Origin of the sequence: Acidocella aromatica, assembly GCF_014201825.1 — a bacterium.
Classification (GTDB): domain Bacteria; phylum Pseudomonadota; class Alphaproteobacteria; order Acetobacterales; family Acetobacteraceae; genus Acidocella; species Acidocella aromatica.
Genome location: NZ_JACHFJ010000004.1, coordinates 1 through 17,430 on the forward strand (window position 1 = coordinate 1; position 17,430 = coordinate 17,430).

The following is a 17,430-nucleotide window of genomic DNA, read 5'->3' on the forward strand; positions in this document are numbered from 1 at the left end:
GCATGCCCCAGGGCACATTGAAACCACCTCAACCATCAAGCATGAAGGGGAAAGACACTGCGCCTGAGCGCGAACAAAAAGGGGAGCACGTCACCACTGAGACAAGAGCTTGGGTTGCATGCACCGTTTCGATGGTTCTTTGCAGGGATTCGTACAAGTGTGTCAAACTGAATACTGTATTTTTCAAAATAAAGATCTGTGATGTTCGAGAATACGCAGACAAAACCAAATAATATCTTAACTCCTTCCGGTATGTAGGAGGTTTTGATGAGTACATCTCCCATAGTTGTACTGCTGAGATGTTTTATTTTTGCTGCGCCGACCACTAAAGCAAAACGTACACTTTTTTCAGCTATCGATGAAAATCCCTGGTAAATCGCAGCGGAGCCTGTGGCGCAATCGTTCTCGACACGTGTTGCTGGCTTACAATGAAGATCAGGATAGGCTTGTAGGATCAGAGACGCAGGAAACTCATGGCGGCATAGGTCTGCAGTCATGGCCCCAATGTAAATTGCGTCTATATCAATAGGCTCAAGTGCTGTTTTGGCAATCGCGTCAGCTACAGCCTGAACGATCAGGCTTTTCAAATATTCATTCTCGAGTTTTTCAAGTTTGCCGCAAGAGAAACCGACAATGCATGGCGACATAAAAAACGCTCCTGCGATTTTCTGTGTTGTTCCGTCCGAAAGAGGCAACCCCCGAGGGGGGGGTTAATGACAATGGCGGTTCTAGCAATCGTCATGCCAAAAAGGCTGTGGATGCAATGCGCTTTATTAACTTGTTGGATTAAAAATAAAAATTGAATTTTGTGGTGTGGTTTCCGATCGCAGGGCGTTCGCGTTTCGTGCTCGTGTCCGAAATTCGGCCGCGTAGGTATGGCATGATTGCGCTGGCAGTCGAGTGGTGCGCGGTTGGTCAAGGGCTTTTAAAGAAATTTATTTACAGCTTGTGAGCAAAATGGTTTGAAATAGCGCAAAGACAAAATGGGGAGTGTATGGTGCGGCTCTCCCGGAGGATTCGTATGAAGCGGGAAGCTGCTCGGCTCCCATCCGTCCGGCTTGGCGGTGGCCGGCCTGTAGTGAGGGCGTGGGAAAAGTTCATATCAGATGGCGAGGTTCCGCAGGCGGCCGTCCGTCGGTTGATTGAGGATTCCTGGCGCCGCTGCCTGGAGCAGGGTGTGAATCCGCGACAGGGGGCAGCGCCTCTCGCCGTGGCCGGAGATGGCTTGTACTCGCTCCGCCAGCGTCATGCGGAATTGATTGAAGCGGCCCGGCCCGTGATGGAACATGCGCGGGAGTTCCTGCATGAGTCAGGAACAGTTATGGTGCTGACGGATTCTGAAGGTGTCATCCTGTGGATGGAGGGTGATGAGGGCGCCAAGGATAAGGGGCTGGGTATTCAGCTGGTGCCCGGGGGCATCTGGGGAGAGACGAAAACCGGGACGAATGCCATAGGCACGGCTCTGGCTTCCGGGCAGCCGGTGCAGATCTGCGCGGAGGAGCATTACTGCGCCACGATCAAGCGTTGGACTTGCTCGGCGAATGTTATTCGCGACCCTTATGACGGCCAGATAGTTGGAATATTGGATATTTCTGGTCTCAGCGGCAGCCATAATACGCATTGCTTGGCGCTTGCGGTCACCGGTGCTGGCCGCATCGAAAGCCGCCTCGCTAAGATTGAAATGGAAAAGCGGGCCCGGTTGCTGGAGATGACTTACGGCCGAAGCAATCGCTGGAGCAGCAATGGGCTGGTGATTTTCGACCGTCGGGGGCGTCTGGTCCGCGCCAACGAGGATGCAAGCATTTTCCTGAGCGGATTGGGGTTGGACCTGAAAGCCTGCGAGGCGCTCGATATCGGCCGAGGCGAAGCCCTGCCGCGCCGCCTTCCGTCGTGGCTCAAATTGGACTGGGTCGAGCCTGTTGTCGACCGCAATGAGCGCCTGGGTACGGTGCTTGCCCTCCCGTCGCATGCGCCCCGGCCAATGCCTGTCATGCCGCAGGAAGTGCCGGAGACCGTGGTAAAGACTCCAGCCGCGCCCTTTGATGCCATTGTCGGCGCCAGCCAGGCGCTGTTTAAGGTGAAAAACAAGGCCCAGCAACTCGCCAGATTGACGGTTCCCGTGTTGCTGATGGGCCCGACCGGCGCGGGTAAAGAGGTCTTCGCCCGTGCTTTGCACGAAGGCGGTACTAATCCCGGTGGCCCATTCGTGCCTGTGAATTGCGGCGGTATGACGCGTGACCTGTTGGCCAGCGAATTGTTCGGGTATGCGGAAGGCGCCTTTACCGGCGCGCGACGTGGCGGCATGATAGGCAAGTTCGAGGCCGCGAACGGGGGGGCGCTGTTTCTGGACGAGATCGGCGAGATGCCTTTGGAACTACAGACGCATTTCTTGAGGGTATTGGAAGGTGGCGAAGTCTATCGCCTGGGCGAAAACAAGCCGCGCAAGGTCTCGGTGCGGCTAATCGCCGCCACCAACCGCGACCTTCGCGCGGACGTCGCCGCGGGCAAGTTCCGCATGGATCTGTTCTACCGTCTGGCGGTTACGGTCCTGCATTTACCGGGGCTGGCGGAGCGTAGGGAGGACATGCTGCTATTGGCCCGGCATTTTGCCGATGCCACGGCCCGGCGCTACGGCGTGCAGCCGAAATATCCTTCGCCGGAGGTATTGGAGATTTTTCAGTCCTATTCCTGGCCAGGAAATCTGCGCGAGCTTCGTAACCTCATGGAGAGCATGGTATTGCTTTCCACTGGTGATGCCCTGACTGTGGATGATCTTCCGCCGGAATTTTTTATGTCTGCTGGCTGGGGCGAGGATACTGCGCCGGCAACCATGATATCCGCTGGAATTAGGGGGCGGCTTGCCGACAGTGAACGGCAGGCGATCCTGGCGGCCATCCAGGCTGAAGGCGGAAATTTGACCCGCGCTGCCGGGACACTGGGGATTGCCAAAAGCACGCTTTACGAAAAAATGAAGCGATACGGCATTCATCGAGCCTCGTCGGCTCGGGGTGCATGAACGCCTGATGCCGGGCTACTCTTGCGTTGTGTCTACCATTGGCGTGGGGAAACGCCGTGTCAGCTTGTGAAGGCCCGGGTGAAGGTAATTGTCTCGGCGTAGCCGAGCTTGGCAGCAATGTCGGATATGCTCCGTCCGTACACGGCCAGTTGCTGCCGTAGCGTATTATGGCTGGCGCGATTTGCCGGAATGCTTTGGCAAGTATGACGTTCCCCGGTGGTGATCTATTACCATCGGCCAGCGGCACTCCCGCTGCTCCTCGATGTGCCGTGCATAAGCAATGATGGAGAAGAGGGGCGTGAATAATTCGGACGGTGTCGGCGTTGCGCCAGGTGCTTTTCCCGGTTCTTGTGGTGAGACCTGATCGATTAGGGCGCTTTTGGACGAAAATTACAAACGCCCGCGATTTTTAAGTGTAGCTTCTAGGGTAATGTGCATATGATTCAACAAAAATCATGAATATAATTGAAGAATTTATTAATTTCCGTTCGTCTTCATAACCTGAAGGTCGTCAGTTCAAATCCGGCCGCCACAACCAGAAATAAGCCATTGAAATATATAATGCTGTTCATTGCGAACTATAGCGCGCGCTGATGTGACCAGCAGAGTGTCAAGCAAAAATGGATTGGCTTTTGTGGAAATTACATCATGAAAACAAAATGTTGTGGTGGCGGTAAACGGCGCGTTCCGATAGCGCAGAGTTGGGGCAATTCAGATTCACTTGGAGTGCCTGACTGCTAATGGTCGAACGTGGCAAATCCTCGAAGTCTAATTGTTAGACTGAGGACGGTGTGTCTGGTCCCTGCGCCGCTCTGGCGCACAGGGCCTCGACCAAAAATCAGCATCAACTATCGTAGCTGATCACCACGTCATCGCTTTTCGGCGTCGATTGGCATGTGAGGATATAACCTTGCGCCACCTCGTCATCGGTGAGGCCGTAATTAAGCAGCATCTCGACACTGCCCGAGATCACCTTGGCTCGGCAGGTGGCGCAGACGCCGCCCTTGCAGGCATAAGGAGCGGACATTCCGGCGGCGCGCACGCTGTCGAGAATATTTCCCAACTCGGCATTGAAGGTCACGGTCGATTTGCGGCCATCCAGCACCACGCCGATCTTCCGGCCTGCGGCGGCCTGCGCGGCTTCACGGGCTTGGGCGCTGTGGGCGGGGCTTTCTCCGGCTGCGGCGAAGCGTTCAAGCAGGATTTTCGCTGGCTCGATGCCCGCTTCCAACAACGCCGCTTCGGCCGCCAGCATCATGCCCTCCGGCCCGCAGATAAAAAACAGGTCAATTTCCGCCGGGTTGATGAGGGTGCGCAGGATCTCGTTGCATTTCTCAAGGGTAAGGCGGCCGTTGAACAGGGCGATGTCGTCTTCTTCCGCGGAGAGGAAGTGGAACACTTCCAGGCGTTCCATGAAGAGGTTTTTGAGCCCGGCCAGTTCTTCAAGAAACAGAATGTCGGTGCTGTGGCGGTTGCCATAGAATAGCGTAAAGCGGCTGGATGGCGCGGTTTGCAGCGCGGTCCTGATCAGCGAGAGCACAGGGGTGATGCCGGACCCCGCCGCGAAAGCCGCGTAGTGGCGCGTCTGGCCGGGCGCGAATTCGGTGGTGAAATGGCCCGATGCGGGAAGGACTTCGAGCACATCCCCCGCGCGTAGCGTCTGGTTGGCGTAGGTGGAAAAACGTCCGCCCGGCAGCGCCTTGATGGCCACGCGCAACTCGCCATCCAGTGGCGAGGCGCAAACCGAATAATTGCGGCGGACATCCTCACCGTTGATATCGGCCTTCAGCGTCAGATACTGCCCCGCCTTGAAGCTGAATTGCGGCTGCAGCGGTGCGGGAACGTCAAAGCTGATGGAGACCGCGCTTGGGGTTTCCCGCCGGACGTCGCGGATGCGCAGGGAATGAAATTGGTTTTTGGTGCTTGTCATGGAAGATCCAACTAGATGCATTTGAAGCGATCAAAGGGTTCGGCGCAGTCGAGGCAGCGCCACAACGCCTTGCAGGGGGTGGAACCGTACCGGCTGATCTCCTGGGTGCGCGCGGAGCCGCATTGCGGACAGATCGCCGGAGCGTCGCCTTTAAGCTTCAGTCTGGCTTCGGCGCTTTCCGGCGGGGCGATGCCGTAAGCCAGGAGCTTCTGGCGCCCAGCCTCGGAGATCCAATCCGTCGTCCAGGCCGGGGAAAGCTCGGTTCTGATCTGGATGTCGGCCAGCCCGGCGGCGTCCAGCGCTTGGCGGATGCTGAGTTGAATGGCGATGGACGCGGGACAGCCGGAGTAGGTGGGCGTAATGACCACCTCCGCGGGGGAACCCGGCCTGACCTCGCGGATGATCCCGAGATCCGTCAGCGAGATGACGGGAATTTCAGGGTCAGGCACCGCGGAGAGCAGGGTGAAAACGCGTTCCGCTAGGCCGTTGGCATCCGCTGCCATGGCGCTACCACTGTGCGTTGGGGTGGCAGCGCTGGACATACTGCATCTCCGCCAGAAGATGGCCCAGATACTCCGAATGGCGTCCCTCGCGTCCCCCGGTGATGCCGCGCACCGGGGCAGGGAGGTCGAGCCCGGCTTCGTTCAGCGTGGCGCGCACGCGCGCCTCCCAGGCGGGACGCAGGGCGGCGTCTTCGCCGGTGAATAGTTCATCTACAAAACGCCAGGACCAAGAGATGCCGTCCGCCACGCGGCATTTGCTCTCTTCCGTGCCATCGCCCAGCCGCACAACCCATTCGGCGGCGAACTGCACATGGTAGGCGATCTCCTTCAAGGCTTTTGTGGCAATGGCGGCCATAGTGGCGTCGCCTGACTTTGCCAGCTCGTGAAAGCGCAACTGCTGCCAAGCCGAGAAAAAAAACTGGCGTACGATGCTGCGGGCGAAATCGCCATTGGGCTGCTCCGTCAGCAGGCAGTTTTTAAACTCGTGCTCATCGCGGTGATAAGCCAGAGCATCGGCGTCACGTCCCGCATTTTCCATTTCACCGGCATAGTTGAGAAAGAATTGCGCCTGCCCGAGCAGGTCCAGTCCGATATTGGAGAGCGCGAGATCAACCTCCAGCGTTGGTGCATGGCCGCACCATTCGCAGAGCCGGTGGCTGAGGATAAGCGCGTCGTCGCCCAGGCGCAGGGCGAGTTCGGCGGGGGAGAGCGTGAAGGTCTGTGACATCAGATGTGCTTCACGTTGTCAGGGACGACATAGAAGGTCGGATGACGGTAGATCTTATCTTCCGCCGGGGCGAACAGAGCTGCGGCCTCGCCGGGGTCGGAGGCGATGATGGTGCTGGAGGGAACAACCCACAGGCTGACGCCTTCCGCGCGGCGGGTATAGACGTCGCGCGCCGCCTCCACCGCGCCGCGGGCGTCGGCGGCGTGCACGCTGCCGACATGGCGGTGTGAAAGACCATTCTTCGCGCGGACAAAAACTTCCCAGATCGGTGTTACATTGCTCATGTCAGGCTGCCTGTTTCGTTGAACGTTTCGCGGCGTGGGCCAGGGCGGCTTCGCGCACCCAGGCGTTCTTTTCCCAGGCGTCGATGCGCGCCTGGATGCGGTCTTTCGCGGTCGCCCCTTCGCCGCGCACCACGGCGTAGAATTCCTCCCAGTCGATCTGCCCGCAATCGTAGTGCTGCGTGGCTTCATTCCACTTCAGCGCGGGATCGGGGATGCTCAAGCCCAGCGCCTCGGCCTGGGGCACGGTGGCGTCGATGAAACGCTGACGCAACTCGTCATTAGTTTCGCGCTTGATGCGCCAGCGGATGGACTGCGCCGAGTTCGGCGAGTTGTCGTCCGGCGGGCCGAACATCATCAGCGATGGCCACCACCAGCGGTTCAGCGCGTCCTGCGCCATGCGCCGCTGGGCGTGCGTGCCGTTGGCCAGCACCATCAGCGCCTCGTAGCCCTGACGCTGGTGGAAACTTTCCTCCTTGCAGATGCGCACCATAGCGCGGGCATAAGGGCCGTAGGAGGTGCGTTGCAGCGCCACCTGGTTCATGATCGCCGCACCGTCCACCAGCCAGCCGATGGCGCCGATATCCGCCCAGGTGAGCGTTGGGTAGTTGAAGATGGTGGAGTATTTCGCGCGACCGGAATGCAATGCCTCGATCAGCTCCTCGCGGGTGACGCCCAGCGTCTCGGCGGCGGAGTAAAGATACAGCCCATGTCCGCCTTCATCCTGGATCTTGGCCAGCAGAATGGCCTTGCGGCGGAGCGAGGGGGCGCGGGTGAGCCAGTTGCCCTCGGGCAACATGCCGACAACCTCGGAATGGGCGTGTTGTGAGATCTGGCGGATCAGCGTCTTGCGGTAGGCCTCGGGCATCCAATCCTTTGGCTCGATGAAATCATCGGCGGCGACGCGGGCGTCGAAGGCGGCAAGCCGGTCGGCATCCTCAACCTGGGCTGCGCGCGCGTCCTGGGGTTTTGAATAATCGACTGTGTACATGATGGCTCCTCCACTAGTGGTGAGCCTAGCTTTAATAAATTGACCGGTCAATCGATTTATTTTCGATCGCGTGGGCTGAATTAATTGACCGACCGGACGGATATGGTTATGGAGTAGAAGCCAGAACCACAAAACTGAATCACCGGGGGCGTTGTATCGTGGCCTTTGAAACCATCCTGTTTTCGATCACTGACGGCGTTGGCCGGCTGACGCTGAACCGCCCCGAGCGGCTGAACAGCTTTACCGTGCGGATGCACCAGGAGGTGGCCGAGGCGTTGAGCGCACTGGAGGCCGCTCCGGATATGCGTGTCTTGCTCCTCACGGGTGCCGGGCGGGGATTCTGTGCCGGGCAGGATCTCGCTGACCGTGCCGTGACGCCGGGCGAGAGCGTCGATCTCGGAGACTCTGTGGAACGTTTCTACAACCCGCTCATTCGCCGGCTGGTGGCGTTGCCCTTTCCCGTGGTGTGCGCGGTGAACGGCGTGGCGGCTGGGGCAGGGGCCAGCATCGCCCTGGCGGGGGACATCGTGATCGCCGCGCGCAGTGCCAAGTTCATCCAATCCTTCGCCAATATCGGGCTGATCCCGGATTCAGGCGGTACCTGGGTGTTGCCGCGCCTCGCCGGTCAGGCGCGGGCGCTGGGCATGGCGCTTACCGGCAAGCCCATCTCCGCTACCCAGGCCGCCGAATGGGGGCTGATCTGGGAGGCGGTGGAGGATGACGCGCTTGGCGCGACGGTGGAGGCGCTGCTGGCGCAGTTCCAGCAAGCCCCCACGGCGGGGCTGGCCGCAACCAAGCAGATGATCCGCGCCAGCTGGCTGCACAGCCTGGACGAGGAGCTGGATCTTGAGCGCGATACCATGCGCCGTCTTGGCCGCACGGCGGATTATCAGGAAGGCGTCGCCGCTTTCATCGCTAAGCGCAAACCCAATTTTCAAGGCCGCTAGAAATCGGAGCATGACCATGACCTCCACTGTTCTTCAGAATTATATTTTGGGCGGCTGGTACACGGCTTCCACCGGGCTGAGCGTGATTCCCTCGGCGCTGGACGGCGCGGCTGTGGCGCAGATCGGCTCGTCAGGCATCGACTTTGCCGCCGCCGCCGCCTACGCCCGCCAAACGGGTGGGCCTGCTCTGCGCGCGCTGACCTTCCATGAACGCGCCAAGATCCTGCGTGGTTTGGCTGACGCCATCAACGCCCGCAAAGAGGAGCTCTATGCCCTTTCTGCCCACACCGGCGCCACGCGGACCGATAGCTGGATCGACATTGAGGGCGGTGCCGCCACGCTGTTCACCTACGCCTCCAAGGGCCGCCGCGAATTGCCCAACGACCGCGTGCTGATTGATGGCGGGGTGGAAGCCCTTTCCAAGCGCGGCAGTTTTGTCGGCCAGCATCTTTACACCTCGTTGCAGGGCGTGGCGGTGCATATCAACGCCTTCAACTTCCCCGTCTGGGGTATGCTGGAGAAGCTTGGTCCGACGCTGCTGGCCGGCGTGCCGGCGATCGTGAAGCCCGCGACTGCCTCAGCCTATGTCACCGAGCATTGCGTGCGCATCATGGTCGAGACCGGGCTGCTGCCTGAAGGCGCGCTGCAGCTCATCGCCGGTTCTACCGGTGATCTGTTTGACCATCTCACCGGTCAGGATGTCGTCTCCTTCACCGGCTCGGCGGCAACGGCGCAGAAGCTGCAGAACCATCCCGTCATCGCCCGTGAGAGCGTACGCTTTGTCGCCGAGCGCGACAGTTTGAACGCCACCGTGCTGGGGCCGGATGCAACGCCCGAGACGCCCGAGTTCGATTTGTTTATAAAAGAGATCGTCCGCGAGATGACAGTGAAGGCTGGGCAGAAATGCACCGCCATCCGCCGAGCCTTTGTTCCCAGTGCGCTGATGGACGCCGTGGAAGCCGCCCTGCGTGCCCGCTTGGAGAAAGTGGTGGTTGGTAACCCGGTGCAGGACGGCGTGACCATGGGCGCGCTCATCAGCACATCGCAGCTGCGTGACGTGCGTGGGACCATTGCCAAGCTGGCCGAGGATGCGACGATTGTGTTTGGGGACCCGAACATCCCGCCCCCCGGAACCGATGCCGATGGCGCGTTCATCTCGCCCGTGCTGTTACGTTGTGATGCCCCGTGGGCGGCGCGGAATGTGCATGAAATGGAAGCCTTTGGCCCGGTTTCCACGCTGATGCCCTATACGGATCTCGCCGACGCCATTGCGCTGTGCAATCGCGGCGCCGGGTCTCTGGTCATGTCGCTCTTTACCCATGACCCAGATGTGGCGGTCGCTGTGGTTGAGGGCGCAGCATCCTTCCATGGCCGTGTACTTATCAATGATCGCGACTGCGCCCGGGAATCCACCGGGCACGGCTCGCCGTTGCCCGCTTTGGTGCATGGCGGCCCTGGCCGTGCTGGTGGCGGCGAGGAGATGGGCGGTATCCGTGGCGTGAAGCATTATATGCAACGCACCGCCCTGCAGGGCTCACCGCGGATTTTGAGTGCCGTAACCCGCCGCTGGATTTCCGGGGCGCCGGAGCTGGAGAACACGGTCCATCCTTTCCGCGAGAGCTTCACCCAGCTGGCTTTGGGCAAGACCTTCACCAGCCCGTTGCGCGTCATCACGCTCGATGACATCGAGCATTTCGCCAATTTCACCGGCGACACCTTCTACGCGCATATGGACGAAGAGGCTGCCGCGGCCAATCCGTTTTTCCCCGGCCGTGTGGCGCATGGCTATCTCATCCTCTCCTTCGCTGCCGGGCTGTTCGTGGACCCCGCGCCTGGCCCCGTGCTGGCCAATTACGGGCTGGAAAATTTGCGTTTCCTCAAACCCGTCTCGCCGGGCGATTCCATCAAGGTACGCCTCACCGCCAAGGCCAAGAACCAGCGCAATGCCGAATATGGCGAAGTGACCTGGGACGCGCTGGTGACCAATCAGGACGATGACACGGTGGCGAGTTACGAGTTGCTGACCATGAACGCGATCTGAGGAGGGGAATATGGCAACAGTAAAACTCATGGTTTTCTACCGCCGCCCCGAGGATGAGGCGGCGTTTTGGACGCATTACCGCGAGGTGCATCTGCCGCTGGTGACGAAAATTCCGGGGCTGCAGAAGGTTCTGGTCAACCGTGTGGACCAGAACCCGATGGGTGGCGAGCCAGCCTATTTCATGATCGCGGAACTGCATTTCGCCGATCAGGCCGCGTTCGACGCCGCCATGGCCTCGCCCGAGAACCGTGCAGCCGGGCGGGATGCCATGCAATTCGCCAAGGGGCTGTTCACCATGCTGGCGATGACCGAAACCTGATCACCGACCGGTCTGGCGGTGCATCCTGTCGCAGGATATTAAGGCGGGCGGCGGGGGTGCCGCGTGAGAAGGGCTTTGCATGGCGAGAACGCAATCGGCGGATTACGATAAGCGCCGAGACATGATCCGGGACGTTGCGGCGGAGCTTTACGCCAAGAAAGGCTTTCTTGGCGCCTCGATCGCGGCCGTCGCCGAAGCCTGCGATACATCGAAATCGCTCATCTACCATTACTATCCTTCGAAGGAGGACATCCTCTTCGATGTGATGGATACGCATGTGCAGATGCTTGTCGAGGCGGCGCAGCGGGTCGAGGCCGAGGGAGGTGCGCCCGAAACAAGGCTACGGCATTTGGCGCATGAATTGATGCGCCTTTACAACGGTGCCCAGGTTGACCAGAAGATCCTGCTCAACGAGCTGAGCAACCTCCCGCCTGAGCGGCGCGCCGAAATCGTGCGGCAGCAGCGCCTGGTGATAGATGTGGTGGACCGGCTTTTGATCGAGCTGCGGCCTCATCTGAGCGATAACCCCACCCTGCGCCGGCCCATTGTCATGATGTTTTTCGGGATGCTCAACTGGACGCATATCTGGTTCGACCCGAACGGTCCGGTGAAGAGCGGAGCCATCGCCGATATGGCGACGGACATGTTTCTGGGCGGCTTGCCTGCATAAGGGCTGACCATTTGACATGAGGCTTGGCCGGGCTGCATTGATCGACCGAACGATTAATAAGGGTCGGTAGCATGACGGTTGACAAGGATATTCCAGGCTGATGGCCCGGACGCGCGCCCAGGATTACGTCGAGAAGCGGGAGTTGATCCTGCATCAGGCTGCCCAGCTTTTCGCGCAGCACGGGTATACCGGTACCTCGATCAGCATGATCGCCAAAGCCTGCGGTGTCTCAAAGGCATTATTGTACCATTATTACCCTGACAAAGAGGCGGTTCTGTTCGACATCCTGCATGCACATTTGATCAGGCTGGTTGCACTCATGGAAGCTGTCGTGGCGACAGCACCTCCCGGCGCCCCCCGTCTGCTCGCCATTGGAGAGGCCCTGCTCGACGCGTACCGCGATGCCTATGCCGAACACCAGGTGCAGATTGCCAATCTAGGCTTGCTGCCGGAGGACAAGCAGGCCGTGCTGCGCGGTCTTGAACGTTCCTTGGTGACGCCTGTCGCCGAAGCAATCAGCCAGGTCGTACCTGGCGTTGCCGGAACCACCACGCTCAAGCCGCTGACCATGGCATGGTTCGGTATGATCAACTGGCATTATCTGTGGTTCCGCGAAGGGCGCGGCTTCTCTCGCGCCGACTATGCGCGCATGGCCTGCCAGTTGATCATCTGCGGCGGCAAAGAGGCAATAGCCCCAGGGTAAGGACAGCACAGCCCGGGGCGCTCTCGTTACCGATCCTTGGGCCGACGATCCACCACCCGCTTGGCCTTGCCCGTGGCCGAGCGTTCAACTCCGCCCGGCTCATGCAGTACCGCGTAGGTGGTAACACCAAGATTGGCCTTGATCCGCCGGATCAGATCCTGCGCTGCCCGGTCCACATCAAGGCCATCAAACATTTCGCCTCTGACCTCGGCATGTACCGTCAGATCATCCATCCGCCCGCTGCGTGTGAGTTCAAGCTGATAATGCCCGGTGCACCAGGGGGTCGCGAGCAGCAGCTCCTCAATTTGCGTTGGGAAGACATTAACTCCACGCAGAATGATCATATCGTCGGAACGGCCTGTCACCTTCTCCATGCGGCGCATTCCGGGCCGGGCCGTGCCAGCCAGCAGGCGCGTAAGGTCGCGGGTTCGATAGCGAATAATCGGGAATGCCTCCTTGGTGAGCGAGGTGAACACCAGTTCGCCCTTTTCGCCATCCGGCAGCACTTCGCCAGTGTAAGGATCGATCACTTCCGGGTAGAAATGATCCTCCCAGATATGCAGCCCATCCTTGGTCTCGACACATTCCTGCGCCACGCCGGGGCCGATGACCTCGGAGAGGCCGTAAATATCGGTGGCGTCGAGGCCAAAGGATTTCTCTATCTCCAGGCGCATGGCGTTGGACCATGGCTCGGCGCCGAAGATGCCAAAGCGCAGCGAGGTTTCACGCGGGTCGATCCCGGCCTTGATGAATCCGTCGAGCAGGGTGAACATGTAGCTCGGCGTCACCATGATCGCGTCGGGGCGAAAATCCTGGATCAGTTGCACCTGCCGCTCGGTCATGCCGCCGGAAATGGGCACCACGGTGCAACCCAGGCGTTCGGCCCCGTAATGTGCGCCAAGCCCGCCGGTGAACAGGCCATAACCATAGGCGTTATGCACCGTCATGCCCGGCCTCACGCCTGCCGCGCGCAATGAACGAGCCACCACGTCGGCCCACATGTCGATGTCATTCTGCGTGTACCCGACGACAACAGGCTTGCCGGTTGTGCCCGATGACCCATGCAGCCGTGCGATTTTCTCGCGCGGTACGGCAAAAAGCCCGAACGGGTAATTGTCGCGCAGGTCGGTTTTCACCGTGAAGGGGAAATGCCGAAGATCGGAAAGCTCCTTGAAATCCTCAGGCTTTACGCCGGCCGCATCGAACGCGGCGCGGTAGTGCGGCACGTTTTCGTAGGCGTGGCGCAGGGTCCAGGCCAAGCGCTCACGCTGCAGGGCGAGTATCTCGTCCCGCGAGGCGCGTTCGGCGGCGTCAAGTCCGTTGGTGATGGACCGGTCAGGCGTCCGTTCTAAAAAAGCCGTGGACATTATCCCCTCCATTTATCTGCTTAGATAGGTTCGCCTGCGCCACCGGGCACGCCGGAAGCTGGTATGAACGAACCGCCAATGGTGCGCGAATGACCGCGAAACTCGGCAATGACCTCGTCATCGGCGCTGATGCGCACATCGTAGATACCTGACCGGCCCGAGCGGGAAACCTCCCGCGCCTCGGCGATCAGCCGTCCACCCCGCTTGCCAGGGCGGATGAAGGTGATGGCGCATTGCGCTGCGACAGTGACATGGCCGTGCGAATTGCAGGCATAGGCGAAGGCGGTGTCCGCCAGCGCGAAGATGAAACCGCCATGCGCGGTCTCATGGCCATTTACCATGTTTTCCCGCACGGTCATGGCCAGTGTCGCCGTGCCGGGGCCGACGGCGAGCAGTTCAATGCCGAGTTCCTGCGCGGCGCGGTCGGTGGTCCATAGCGTTTTGGCGGCCAGCTCGGCGGTCGCCTGTGGGTCCGCCCGATGCGGGGCGCTGCCGTTCGGCGCTGTACTTGGTAGGCCCATCTCGTTCTACACCCCAGTTTGCTTTAACGGCCGCTCTTGACGCAGCTCTTGAATTAACCGAACGTACGGTCAATCTAATGCAAGGCCCAGGCTTGTCAACAGATAAGTGCAGCGGGCCGCACATGAGGAGATGACCATGAGCGACGCCTATATCTGTGATTTCGTCCGAACGCCGATCGGCCGCTATGCCGGCGCCTTGAAGGATGTGCGCGCGGATGATTTGGCGGCACATCCGCTCCGCGTTCTTAAGGCGCGCAACCCCTCGATTGATTGGGGGGCTGTGGACGATGTGATCCTGGGCTGCGCCAACCAAGCCGGCGAGGACAACCGGGATGTCGCACGCATGGCTGTGCTGTTGGCCGGTCTTCCTGTTTCCGCGCCCGGTACCACGATCAATCGCCTGTGCGGCTCGGGGCTGGATGCCGTCGGCATGGCCGCCCGCGCGATCCGGGCTGGTGATGCGGAACTGATCATCGCGGGAGGCGTGGAGAGCATGACGCGCGCGCCTTTCGTCCAAGGTAAGGCTGCGGAGGCATTCTCCCGCGCGGCGGAGATCTACGACACCACCATTGGCTGGCGTTTCATCAACCCTGTGCTCAAGGCGCAATATGGCATCGATTCCATGCCCGAGACCGCCGAGAACGTGGCGCAGGATTTCAACATCTCGCGCGAGGACCAGGATCTCTTCGCCTGGCGCTCGCAGCAGCGTACCAAGGCTGCGCGGGAAGCCGGGTTCTTTGCACGCGAAATCGCACCAATCGAGGTTCCCGGTAAAAAGGGTGCGACCACCTTGGTCAGCATCGACGAGCATCCGCGCTCCGATACCACGATGGAGCAACTCGCAAAACTCAAGGCGCCATTCCGCAAGGAGGGAGGGTCGGTGACGGCGGGCAATGCTTCGGGCGTGAATGACGGTTCCGCGGCGCTGATCATCGCCTCGGAGGCCGCGGTGCGCAAATACGGGCTGACGCCGAGGGCCCGCATTGTGGCCACCGTGGCAACCGGTGTGCCGCCGCGTATCATGGGCTTTGGCCCCGCCCCGGCGACGGAGAAGCTTCTCGCCCGGACCGGCCTGACTTTGGCCGATATCGACCTGATCGAGCTGAACGAAGCTTTCGCCTCGCAGGCGCTAGCCGTGCTGCGCCATCTTGGTCTGCCTGATGACGCCGAACATGTGAATCCGCATGGCGGCGCCATTTCGCTGGGGCACCCGCTTGGCATGTCCGGCGCGCGTCTGGCCATGACTTGCGTGAGCGCGCTGGAGCAGCGTGGCGGCAAGCGGGCCATCGCCACCATGTGCATCGGCGTCGGCCAGGGCATCGCCGCGCTCATCGAGCGCGTGTAGCCATGGCGCAGGTCAGCATCGCCCGGCACGGCGCGGTAGCGGTCGTGCAGATCAACGAACCCCCCGTGAACGCGCTGAGCAAGGCCGTGCGCGAGGGGCTTATCAGCGCAATGCGGGAGCTGGCACAGGATCAAGCCGTTACCGCCATTGTGCTGAGCGGCGGGGCAGGGCGGTTCATCGCCGGGGCGGATTTAAGGGAGATGAGCCTGCCGCCGGATGCACCGTTTCTGCCCGATGTGGTGGCGGCGATCGAAGCCATGACGAAGCCAGTGGTGGCGGCCATCGATGGCGCGGCACTAGGCGGAGGGCTGGAAATCGCGCTGGCCTGCGATCTACGGCTCGGCAGTCCTGGCGCCACGCTGGGACTTACCGAGACACGGCTTGGCATCATTCCCGGTGCGGGCGGCACCCAGCGCTTGCCACGCCTTGTTGGTGTGGGGCAAGCGATGACACTGATCGCCGAGGGGCGTGTTATGGCTGCGAACGAGGCGCGAGACCTCGGGATTCTAGATGAGGTGATTGAGGCAGACCTGCTCGCCGTGGCAGTGAGTAGGGCGCCGGGCACAGCCAAACGGCCTGTGTCGGCCCTGCCGGTGCCCGCCCGTGATACGGTGGCTGAAGACGCTGCGTCAGAAAAGGCGTTGAAGGGAGCAAAGGGCGTTCCGGCCATCGCTGAGGCGCTACGTGTCGTCCGCGCGGCAGGGGAGATGGACTTTGGTGAGGGGCTGGCCCTGGAGCGCGCCTCCTTCCTCGGTTTACGAGAAAGCGAGGAAGCCAAGGCGCTGCGGCACTTGTTCCTGGCTGCGCGCGAGGCCGGCAAAGTACCCGGCCTAGCCGGAGCGACCGCACGGCCTGTGGTTCGCGCGGCGGTGATCGGTGCAGGCACGATGGGCGCCGGCATTGCCGTGGCGCTGGCCGATTCCGGCTGGCCCGTGGCACTAATTGAGCGCGACGACGCTGCGGCCACCGCTGGTCTTGCGCGCGTACGGGGAACGTATGAGAAACAGGTACAAAGCGGGCGGCTGAGCGGGGATGACGCCGCCGCCAAGCTGTGCCGCGTGAGCGCCACGGCGGACTGGGCAGCGCTCATGGAAGCTGATCTCGTCATAGAGGCGGCCTTTGAGGACCTTGAGGTAAAGCGCAGCATTTTCAGGCGGCTTGACGGGGCGGCCAAACCCGGCGCGGTGTTGGCCAGCAACACTTCGTATCTGGACATTGACGCCATTGCCACCGTCACCAGCCGCCCGCGAGATGTTGTCGGCTTGCACTTTTTCTCGCCAGCCAATGTGATGAAGCTGCTGGAAATCGTCCGCGCAGCGCACACCGCGCCAGATGTGTTGGCCACCGCTCTGGCTGTGGCCAAGAGGCTCGGCAAGCAGCCCATCGTTGCGGGCAACTGCGATGGCTTTATCGGAAACCGCATCTATGCCGTTTACCGCCGCCACGCCGAATATCTCGTCGAGGACGGTGCCGCCCCGCAGGAGGTGGATGCCGCTCTGGAGGCTTATGGTTTCGCGATGGGGGTCTTCGCGGTATCTGACATGTCGGGGCTCGACATTGCCTACGCCATGCGCCAGCGCCGCGAGGCGCGCCGTGACCCGAGGGAGCGCTACGTCGTCATCCCCGATCGCCTGTGCGAGGCCGGGCGGCTGGGGCGCAAGACTGGCGCAGGATGGTATGCGTACGATGCTACCGGCCGCAAGATCGTGGACACGGCGACAGAAAAACTGATCTCCGAAGCGCGGGAAGCAAAGGGAATTGTCCCGCGTCTGCTATCGCCCGAGCAAATCCAGCGCCGCTTGCTGGCCGTGATGGCCAATGAGGGCGCGAAGGCGCTGGCCGAGGGCGTGGCGCTGCGTGCTTCCGATATCGACCTCACCTTCGTCAACGGCTACGGCTTTCCGCGCCTCAAGGGAGGGCCGATGTTTGCCGCCGACCAGATCGGGCTGGCCCAGGTTCTGGCCGAGGTGGAGGCCGCTTACGCCTCTGGCGGCGCGGGCTCTGAACCCGCGCCTCTCCTCATTGAACTCGTCCGTCGCGGCGGCAGCTTCGCGGGCTGGCGGGGCTGA

Annotated in this window: 16 protein-coding genes; 8 read left to right on the top strand and 8 right to left on the bottom strand. The window is 61.1% G+C overall.

Annotation, left to right across the window (positions count from 1 at the left end; all coding sequences use genetic code 11):
- Positions 1 to 35 precede the first annotated feature (35 nt).
- Complete coding sequence (locus HNP71_RS06240; protein ID WP_183266029.1) at positions 36 to 647, bottom strand: thiolase family protein; 612 nt, start codon at positions 645 to 647, stop codon at positions 36 to 38.
- A 491-nt stretch (positions 648 to 1,138) separates the two neighbouring features.
- On the opposite strand from HNP71_RS06240, the gene HNP71_RS06245 reads away from it, so the two are divergent.
- A complete protein-coding gene (locus tag HNP71_RS06245; protein ID WP_221246657.1) occupies positions 1,139 to 3,016 on the top strand; it encodes a sigma-54-dependent Fis family transcriptional regulator in 1,878 nt (625 codons plus the stop codon).
- Positions 3,017 to 3,860: 844 nt separating this feature from the next.
- Here the strand turns inward: HNP71_RS06245 and paaE are convergent.
- The 5 genes from paaE to paaA are packed head-to-tail and all read right to left on the bottom strand — an operon-like array spanning position 3,861 to position 7,448.
- Positions 3,861 to 4,946, bottom strand: a complete 1,086-nt coding sequence (gene paaE / locus HNP71_RS06250) for a 1,2-phenylacetyl-CoA epoxidase subunit PaaE (RefSeq protein ID WP_183266031.1) — start codon at positions 4,944 to 4,946, stop codon at positions 3,861 to 3,863.
- An 11-nt stretch (positions 4,947 to 4,957) separates the two neighbouring features.
- A complete protein-coding gene (paaD, locus tag HNP71_RS06255) occupies positions 4,958 to 5,449 on the bottom strand; it encodes a 1,2-phenylacetyl-CoA epoxidase subunit PaaD (RefSeq protein ID WP_183266032.1) in 492 nt (163 codons plus the stop codon).
- 4 nt (positions 5,450 to 5,453) lie between these two features.
- The gene (gene paaC, locus HNP71_RS06260) at positions 5,454 to 6,176 is read right to left on the bottom strand and encodes a 1,2-phenylacetyl-CoA epoxidase subunit PaaC (RefSeq protein WP_183266033.1); all 723 of its coding nucleotides are present in this window, start codon (positions 6,174 to 6,176) and stop codon (positions 5,454 to 5,456) included.
- Positions 6,176 to 6,460, bottom strand: coding sequence for a 1,2-phenylacetyl-CoA epoxidase subunit PaaB (gene paaB / locus HNP71_RS06265; RefSeq protein WP_183266034.1), 285 nt, complete (start codon positions 6,458 to 6,460; stop codon positions 6,176 to 6,178). The genes paaC and paaB overlap by 1 nt, the downstream gene beginning before the upstream one ends.
- Position 6,461: 1 nt before the next feature.
- The gene (paaA, locus tag HNP71_RS06270; protein ID WP_183266035.1) at positions 6,462 to 7,448 is read right to left on the bottom strand and encodes a 1,2-phenylacetyl-CoA epoxidase subunit PaaA; all 987 of its coding nucleotides are present in this window, start codon (positions 7,446 to 7,448) and stop codon (positions 6,462 to 6,464) included.
- Positions 7,449 to 7,606: 158 nt separating this feature from the next.
- Between paaA and paaG the strand changes: the two genes are divergently transcribed.
- From paaG to HNP71_RS06295, 5 genes are all read left to right on the top strand, one after another.
- Positions 7,607 to 8,395 (top strand): 2-(1,2-epoxy-1,2-dihydrophenyl)acetyl-CoA isomerase PaaG, encoded by a 789-nt coding sequence (paaG, locus tag HNP71_RS06275; protein WP_183266036.1) that lies wholly within the window; start codon positions 7,607 to 7,609, stop codon positions 8,393 to 8,395.
- A gap of 16 nt (positions 8,396 to 8,411) precedes the next feature.
- Positions 8,412 to 10,436 carry a phenylacetic acid degradation bifunctional protein PaaZ gene (paaZ, locus tag HNP71_RS06280; RefSeq protein ID WP_183266037.1) on the top strand — a complete coding sequence of 675 codons (2,025 nt, stop codon included), beginning with the start codon at positions 8,412 to 8,414 and terminating at the stop codon, positions 10,434 to 10,436.
- 10 nt (positions 10,437 to 10,446) lie between these two features.
- Positions 10,447 to 10,755: an EthD family reductase gene (locus HNP71_RS06285; RefSeq protein WP_183266038.1), complete on the top strand. Its 309-nt coding sequence runs from the start codon at positions 10,447 to 10,449 to the stop codon at positions 10,753 to 10,755.
- A 79-nt stretch (positions 10,756 to 10,834) separates the two neighbouring features.
- Positions 10,835 to 11,425 carry a TetR/AcrR family transcriptional regulator gene (locus tag HNP71_RS06290; RefSeq protein ID WP_183266039.1) on the top strand — a complete coding sequence of 197 codons (591 nt, stop codon included), beginning with the start codon at positions 10,835 to 10,837 and terminating at the stop codon, positions 11,423 to 11,425.
- A 100-nt stretch (positions 11,426 to 11,525) separates the two neighbouring features.
- Positions 11,526 to 12,128 carry a TetR/AcrR family transcriptional regulator gene (locus tag HNP71_RS06295; protein WP_183266040.1) on the top strand — a complete coding sequence of 201 codons (603 nt, stop codon included), beginning with the start codon at positions 11,526 to 11,528 and terminating at the stop codon, positions 12,126 to 12,128.
- A 26-nt stretch (positions 12,129 to 12,154) separates the two neighbouring features.
- Here HNP71_RS06295 and paaK read toward each other — a convergent pair whose 3' ends face one another.
- Positions 12,155 to 13,495, bottom strand: coding sequence for a phenylacetate--CoA ligase PaaK (paaK, locus tag HNP71_RS06300; RefSeq protein WP_183266041.1), 1,341 nt, complete (start codon positions 13,493 to 13,495; stop codon positions 12,155 to 12,157).
- A gap of 20 nt (positions 13,496 to 13,515) precedes the next feature.
- Positions 13,516 to 14,016, bottom strand: a complete 501-nt coding sequence (gene paaI / locus HNP71_RS06305) for a hydroxyphenylacetyl-CoA thioesterase PaaI (RefSeq protein WP_183266042.1) — start codon at positions 14,014 to 14,016, stop codon at positions 13,516 to 13,518.
- Between the two features lie 136 nt (positions 14,017 to 14,152).
- Here paaI and pcaF point away from each other — a divergent pair, with 136 nt between their 5' ends.
- Both pcaF and HNP71_RS06315 read left to right on the top strand, forming a co-directional pair.
- Positions 14,153 to 15,361 (top strand): 3-oxoadipyl-CoA thiolase, encoded by a 1,209-nt coding sequence (gene pcaF, locus HNP71_RS06310; RefSeq protein WP_183266043.1) that lies wholly within the window; start codon positions 14,153 to 14,155, stop codon positions 15,359 to 15,361.
- Between the two features lie 2 nt (positions 15,362 to 15,363).
- Complete coding sequence (locus tag HNP71_RS06315) at positions 15,364 to 17,430, top strand: FAD-dependent oxidoreductase (protein ID WP_183266044.1); 2,067 nt, start codon at positions 15,364 to 15,366, stop codon at positions 17,428 to 17,430.